Source organism: Sodalis-like endosymbiont of Proechinophthirus fluctus, from assembly GCF_001602625.1.
Lineage (GTDB): Bacteria > Pseudomonadota > Gammaproteobacteria > Enterobacterales > Enterobacteriaceae.
Genome location: NZ_LECR01000001.1, coordinates 2,832 through 5,670 on the forward strand (window position 1 = coordinate 2,832; position 2,839 = coordinate 5,670).

Consider the following 2,839-nt stretch of genomic DNA (forward strand, 5'->3'; position numbering starts at 1 on the left):
CCGCCGCACCGCCCACGGCGCTTCGGTATTTGCGTTATCCACTAAGGAGGCTACCAGTGGGGCGGCCAGATATCTGGCCCAAACGCAAAATGCGGCCGATGAGATAGGCGGCGTGAATAAAAGCGGCGATCGCTATTTGGATCATACGATTTTCGATTTGATGCAGACCGCTACTATCAACGACAGCCTGAAATTCGGCAAGCATGTATTGAATCATGTAGGTAAGATCACTAAATTGCATAAAAAAAATGTCGATCAGGCTGGTTTTGCAGTGTTGAAAGCGCCTGATATTCCATCGATTCTGGTAGAAACGGCATTCATCAGTAATATTCAGGAAGAATGGCNNNNGTACTGCTCGTTATCAGCAGCAAATGGCGGAAGCGATTTTGGCGGGCATAAAAGCCTATTTTGCCGCCGGAGGGATACTAGCGCAGCGCTAACCGCGCTTGGGGATAGGTGCCTGGTGTGGCTGATTCTCACACCTGCGTTACAAACTGGCCTGTGCGAGCAACGGACCCGGGGATTGACCCACGTGATCCGGACTCGGACGATAATGGGTCGCGCGCCTTTTTAAGGTAGGACCAGCGCCAGGTACGTTTTGCTCCATTTCTGCGACAGATGGCGGATCCGTCCGCCATCGTTTTCAGCGGCGGTGATAGCCGCATCAAAGGTATCTTTCAGACAGGTTTCCCTTTTACGTATGCCCATTGCGATATTGGTAGCGAGCATCGCGCCTTTGAGATCCGGACCGGCATTAATAAGAGCATCGTTGCCAGGTTTCGCTATTACCTACTGGGCATACACCTTGTCATCGAAAGCGGTGTCGATACGACATGCCTTGGTATCCAGATCCCGCTCTGCCGAACTGCTATAGATGCGAACCGTGACGTCATCGCCGAAGATAGGTTTTCATCAGTTATTCATGGCTGTTAGATTGCACCACACCGATCGTTTTGCCTTTCAGTATTGAGCTAAGCGTCGCTATCACCGGATGCGCACGGGTCTTATCCTCAAGGTTCGGCCGTTCGCCGCGCATGGACATTGACGCTAACAGTACGTTTTCAGGACCAGGAAACTAGCGACGCCGCTAGTGTAAGGCACGGTGAAATCCACCACTTTTTACGTTTTTCATTAATTCCTAGCGCCATAACCAAGCCATATTTACCCACGTTAAGACCCGGTACCAGCGTGGCTTAAGCGCCACTTTCCAATTGATATTCTACTTTGGCATGCTGGCACAGATCGTGGATAAGATCCACGTCAAATCTTTTCAGTTGATCGTAGGAATCGAGAGCGTTACAGGAGGAAACGTGCCTTCGATAGCGCCGCGACCAGGGTCCCATCGCCGCTTTCTGGCGCAAATACCACATCGCACAGGGAGACGACATCGTTACGCACTGGCAGGCCGAATCGGCCAAAGGAAGCGGCGATATCGTCCGGACTGAAGGTTTGCTGAAACTTAGGCGACGATCCGCCTCGTCGAACGGCGTCGGACAAAGCCGCTCAATATGCCTATGTATAAACTGTTCGAGCGGGGTTTTGCCAACCAGGTTAGTGTGTCACCCCGCTAAGGACTTTATGGCTTAACGTGGTTTTTGTCATCAGGGCAAGTGCCGCGCTCCGCGTTTTTCACGCGCTCCACTAGCGCCAGCAGGTCAGGTAGTGTGCACGAGAGGATAAAATAGCACACCGTCGCTTTCGCTTAGACCTATCGGTGACCACGTAGAATACGTGCCATTGACAGCATATGCTCGCGCAGACAGTTGACGCCGACGTTCATCAGTTCGACCGTATCCAGCGATGAGCGGTCCATATAAAAAGAGGAGGCGGCATGGGCGACGCTGGCTGCTGAAATGAAAATTCAGTTCATTACAGGCCAGAAAAATGGGGTTGCTCACTCCGGTGAACGCTACCGGATGCCAGGAAATGGCGATATTCACATCATCATCGAATACCCAGGCACGCACCCCCATAACCCCTTTTGGAGAGCCGATTTCTTCTGCCCGGCAGCTATAATAGCACACTTGGTCTTTGATACCGAGTGCGGCCAGCGTATCTTTCACCACCGTCGCCGCTAGTAGAGAGCCAGTGCCCAACAGATTATGGCCGCAGCTGTGGCCGGCCGTTGCCGCTGTTGACTTACAGACGCTGAGCATCGCCAGCGAACAGTTGTGAAATAGCCGGTGGAGATCCTCTGCTGGCGGTACGTTTGAGCATATCTTTCGAGTTGTGTGACAATAAATCCATTGAACCCAGCGGAGCGGGCTTGATATGCGTAATCAAAATAGCTCCTTGTCATGCCGGTAAATACAACAAAATGAGAATCCCATTTTGACCTGGCGCTGGGGAACACGTAGGCGCGCAACGCTTGCCTAAATAAAGACCTGAAGGCCTGTCCTCGCTAAAAGTAAGGGTAAGGCCGGTGGGGAGGTTTTACTACCCTCGTCACGCGGAGCGNNNNATTTTTACGTGCCTCAAGCATTACTGCCGCGCAAGACGTCCGGTTGCCGGCGAAAAGTGCGTATTACTGCGCCAGGGGTTGATATCCAATCCACCGCGGCGGGTATAGCGTGCATACACCGACAGGGTATTCGGGCGGCAAAATTGCATCAGATCGCAGAAGATGCGTTCCACGCAATGCTCATGGAACTCGTCATGCTGACGGAAAGACAGGAGATAGCGCAGCAGTGCCTCGCGGTCGAGCCGCGCCCCCCGGTAGCTAATTTGTACCGACCCCCAATCTGGCTGATGGGTAATAATACAATTGGACTTCAGCAGATGGCTAACCAGTGTTTCGCCCACTGAGGGTCCGCCGGCGGCGCCCTCAAGCCAGCGGCTG

At 52.9% G+C, this 2,839-nt stretch carries 3 protein-coding genes and 4 pseudogenes; 3 read left to right on the forward strand and 4 right to left on the reverse strand.

The window, feature by feature from the left end:
* From BG74_RS15125 to BG74_RS11955, 3 genes and pseudogenes are all read left to right on the forward strand, one after another.
* A pseudogene (locus BG74_RS15125) lies at window positions 1-344 on the forward strand (N-acetylmuramoyl-L-alanine amidase); the annotation flags it as partial.
* Window positions 345-348: 4 nt separating this feature from the next.
* A pseudogene (locus BG74_RS15130) lies at window positions 349-440 on the forward strand (hypothetical protein); the annotation flags it as partial.
* A gap of 178 nt (window positions 441-618) precedes the next feature.
* On the forward strand, window positions 619-933 hold the full coding sequence (locus tag BG74_RS11955; RefSeq protein ID WP_187202413.1) for a hypothetical protein: 315 nt from the start codon (window positions 619-621) through the stop codon (window positions 931-933).
* A 363-nt stretch (window positions 934-1,296) separates the two neighbouring features.
* On the opposite strand, the gene BG74_RS00020 is transcribed toward BG74_RS11955, so the two are convergent.
* The 4 genes and pseudogenes from BG74_RS00020 to queF all read right to left on the reverse strand — a co-directional run.
* Window positions 1,297-1,497, reverse strand: coding sequence for a hypothetical protein (locus BG74_RS00020; protein ID WP_066595503.1), 201 nt, complete (start codon window positions 1,495-1,497; stop codon window positions 1,297-1,299).
* 158 nt (window positions 1,498-1,655) lie between these two features.
* Entirely contained in the window at window positions 1,656-2,096 is a 441-nt protein-coding gene (locus BG74_RS00025) for a hypothetical protein (RefSeq protein WP_187202421.1), read from the reverse strand.
* A gap of 51 nt (window positions 2,097-2,147) precedes the next feature.
* Window positions 2,148-2,283 (reverse strand): annotated as a pseudogene (locus tag BG74_RS11960) (pyrimidine/purine nucleosidase domain-containing protein); the annotation flags it as partial.
* Between the two features lie 198 nt (window positions 2,284-2,481).
* Window positions 2,482-2,839, reverse strand: a pseudogene (gene queF, locus BG74_RS15135) (NADPH-dependent 7-cyano-7-deazaguanine reductase QueF); the annotation flags it as partial.

What these genes read in the sequence shown, in the direction of transcription:
- BG74_RS11955 (WP_187202413.1), top strand. Translation starts at nt 619, where the DNA reads ATGGCGGATCCGTCCGCCATCGTTTTCAGCGGCGGTGATAGCCGCATC.